Annotated in this window: 2 protein-coding genes; one reads left to right on the forward strand and one right to left on the reverse strand. The window is 67.7% G+C overall.

Going from position 1 to position 3,555, the window contains the following annotated elements; translation table 11 throughout:
• Nucleotides 1-1,542: MacB family efflux pump subunit (locus AACR77_RS09410; RefSeq protein WP_042881015.1), on the forward strand; the 1,542-nt coding region annotated here is incomplete at its 5' end.
• A gap of 224 nt (nucleotides 1,543-1,766) precedes the next feature.
• Here AACR77_RS09410 and AACR77_RS09415 read toward each other — a convergent pair.
• The coding region (locus tag AACR77_RS09415; protein WP_231563196.1) for a PhoX family protein at nucleotides 1,767-3,555 on the reverse strand (1,789 nt) is incomplete at its 5' end.

The raw sequence follows: 3,555 nt of genomic DNA on the forward strand, positions 1-3,555 counted from the left end.
CGGCTCGAACCCAAGCCGAGCCAGCTCTCCGGCGGCCAGCAGCAGCGGGTCAGCATCGCCCGCGCCCTCATCAACGGCGGCGAGGTGATCTTGGCCGACGAGCCGACCGGGGCCCTCGACAGCCAGAGCGGCGCCGAGGTGATGGCGAGCCTTCAGGCCCTGCATCGCCAGGGCCACACCCTGGTGATCGTCACCCACGACATGGATATCGCCCGCCACGCCGAGCGGATCATCAAACTGAAAGATGGCCGGGTGATCGCCGATCGCCGCACGCGCGAGCCACTGGCCCTTTCCCAGGCGACCCTGGCCGCCACCAAGACGTCCGCCAGGGGGAAGACCCCGCTGATGGCGGGGCTCGGGAATGCCCTGCAGATGGCGCTCAAGGCCATGGTCGCCCAGCGGCTGCGCACCTTTCTCACCATGCTCGGCATCATCATCGGCATCGCCTCGGTGGTGACCGTGGTGGCCCTCGGCCAGGGCTCCCGGGAGCGGGTGCTGGAGAACATCAACGCCATGGGCACCAGCACCCTGGAAGTGTTCCCCGGCCGCGGCTTCGGGGACATGCGCTCCGCTACCATACAGACGTTGCGGATCGGGGACGCCGAGGCCATCGCCCGGCTGGACTACGTGCACAGCGTCACCCCCAGCCTCAGCACCAGCGCCACCCTGCGTCTTGGCAGCACCGCCGTCTCCGGCACCATCAACGGCGTCGGCGCCCAGTTCTTCCAGGTCAGGGGCTATCGCCTGGCCCAGGGCATGGGCTTTGATCGCCAGAGCGAGGAGAGCCTGGCCCAGGAGGTGGTGATCGACGAGCACACCCGGGACAAGCTGTTCGCCCCGACCCAGTCCCCCCTGGGCCAGGTGATCCTGCTGGGGGATCTGCCCTGCCGGGTGATCGGGGTCGCCATCAAGAACCAGAGCGGCTTTGGCAGCGATGAGACCCTCAACGTCTGGATCCCTCATACCACCGCCATGAGCCGCCTGCTGGGGCAGAGCCATCTGCGCAGCATCAGTGTGCGGGTGCGGGACGAGGTGAGCCTGGACGCCGCCCAGGATGGCATCAGCCGCCTGCTCACCCTGCGCCACGGCAGCCAGGACTTCTTCCTGCTCAACACCGACAGCATCCGCCAGACCATCAGCCAGACCAGCGCCACCCTGACCACGCTGATCGCCCTCATCGCCCTCATTTCCCTGATCGTCGGGGGCATAGGGGTGATGAACATCATGCTGGTCTCGGTCACCGAGCGCACCCGGGAGATAGGGGTGCGGATGGCGGTCGGCGCCCGGACCCGGGACATCCAGCAGCAGTTCCTCATTGAAGCCGTGCTGATCTGCCTGCTGGGGGGCGTGCTCGGCATCGTCCTCTCCCTGGTGCTGGGCCAGCTGTTCGACCACTTCAGCAGCGGCGTCCGGATGAGCTACTCCCTTGCCGCCATGGGGGTGGCCTGCCTTTGCGCCAGCCTGATCGGGGTAATATTCGGCTTCGCCCCGGCCCGCCGGGCCGCCAGGCTGGATCCCATCCACGCACTGGAGCGCGAATAGCCCGCATTGACGCCGGGGTGACGCCACTCACCCCGACACCGGATCGGGGGCCGATGCCCGGCCCCGCCACCAAGCCTGAACGCCCGCACTTCTTCCCTGAATGCGCGGGTTTTTTGACCGGGTCCCGTACCCGGTCTTTTTTTGTCTCCCGCCCGCCACACCCACAAAAAAAGCCGCCCGAAGGCGGCTTTTGTCATCACGGGCCAGGCGGTTATTCCGGGCCATCAGGCGCCGATGATGCCGCCATCGTCCCGGGTGATCCGCAACACAGCGGAGCGGGGAATGGCGGTGCCGCCGTCCGGGAAATGGGAGGGCGCCCCCTCCTCACCCGGGTGCTGCACCCCAACGAACAGAGTGCGCCAGTCCGGGCTGAAGGTGAGGCCCGTTATTTCGCAGGCCACAGGGCCGGTCAGGAAGCGGCGCACCTCGCCACTCGCCGGGTCCGCGCACAGCATCTGGTTGTTGCCCATGCCGGCAAACTGCTTCTCGTTGGAGTAGTCGCCGTCGGTCTGGATCCAGAGCCGCCCCGCCTCGTCGAAGCCGATGCCGTCCGGGCTGTTGAACATGTTGTCCGGATGGATGTTGGCACTGCCCGCCATCAGCCCCTCCTTGTGCACGCCAGGGTTGCCCGCCAGCAGGAAGAGATCCCACTCGAAGCTGTCGCTCCCGTGATCGTCCCCCATCGGGCGCCAGCGGATGATCTGGCCATAGGGGTTCTCGGCCCTGGGGTTGGCGCCATCGAGAGGTTGGTTCTCCTTGAGGCCGCGGTTCTTGTTGTTGGTCAGGGTGCAGTAGACCTCGGCTCTGTGGGGATGCACGGCCACCCACTCGGGCCTGTCCATGGTGGTGGCGCCGAGCCGGGTCGCCGCCTCCCGGGCGAAGATGAGCACCTCCCCCTGATCGGCGAAGCCGTTCTCCCGGGTCAGACCGTGCTCGCCGTGCACCAGGGGCAGCCACTGGCCGGTGCCCTTGAGCTCCCCCTCCCTCGCCTCGAAGCGAGCCACATAGAGGGTGCCCTCATCCAGCAGATCCCGGTTCGCAGGATCGTTGCCCGGCGCCACCTTGTTCTTCGAGACGAAGCGGTAGATGTGCTCCCCCCGCTCGTCGTCGCCGAGGTAGACCACGGCGCGGCCATCCTGGTTGATGGTGAAGGCCGCATTCTCATGCTTGAAGCGGCCAAGGGCGGTACGCTTCTTCGGGGTGGAGGCGGGATCGCGGGGATCGATTTCCACCACCCAGCCGAAGCGGTGCGGCTCCTGGGGATGCTTCGCGAGATCGAAGCGCTCGTCGAACCTGTGCCAGCCAAAGCCCGCATCCTCGGCGGCCAAGCCGTAGCGGGCGGCGCGCTGGTCCAGCTCCGGCTTGCCCTCGCTGCCGAAGTAGCCGTTGAAGTTCTCCTCGCAGGTGAGGTAGGTGCCCCAGGGGGTCTGGCCATTGGCGCAGTTGTTGAAGGTGCCAAGGGCGGTGCGCCCCTCGGGATCGGCCTGGGTCTTGAGCAGGGCATGGCCCGCCGCCGGGCCGCTCAATGTCATGGGGGTCGTGGCGGTGATGCGGCGGTTGAGGGCCCCCTTGGGGTTGGCCTGCCACTTGCCATCGATGCGCACCAGCTCCACCAGGGAAACCCCGTGGGCCGCCTGAGCCTTGGCGACAGCCTCTGCACTGAGGGTCTTGCCGCCATCCGCAAACAGGTATTCGTAGTTGGTGTATTCGTTGTTGACGGCGAGCAGGGCGCGATCCGGCCCCAGGGAGAAGAAGCTCATACCGTCGTTGTTGTCGCCAAACTGGCGGGCCTGGGCCTTGGCGTCGTTGCTTTGGGCAAAGGCGGGGGCGTCGGGGAAGAGGGCATCTCCCCAGGCGATCAGCACCTCGGCCTGGTAGCCGGGCGGCACCACTATGGTGTCGGCCACCGAGGCGGGCACGGCCTGGAAGCCAAGCAGCGGCCGGGTGGCGGCGGCCACGGCCTGGGCCACGGGGCTCGCGGCAAAGAAGGCCACCATGCTGGCGGCGCCCACC

The organism is Aeromonas sp. ZOR0002, assembly GCF_963866995.1.
In the GTDB taxonomy this organism is placed as follows: Bacteria; Pseudomonadota; Gammaproteobacteria; order Enterobacterales; family Aeromonadaceae; genus Aeromonas; species Aeromonas caviae.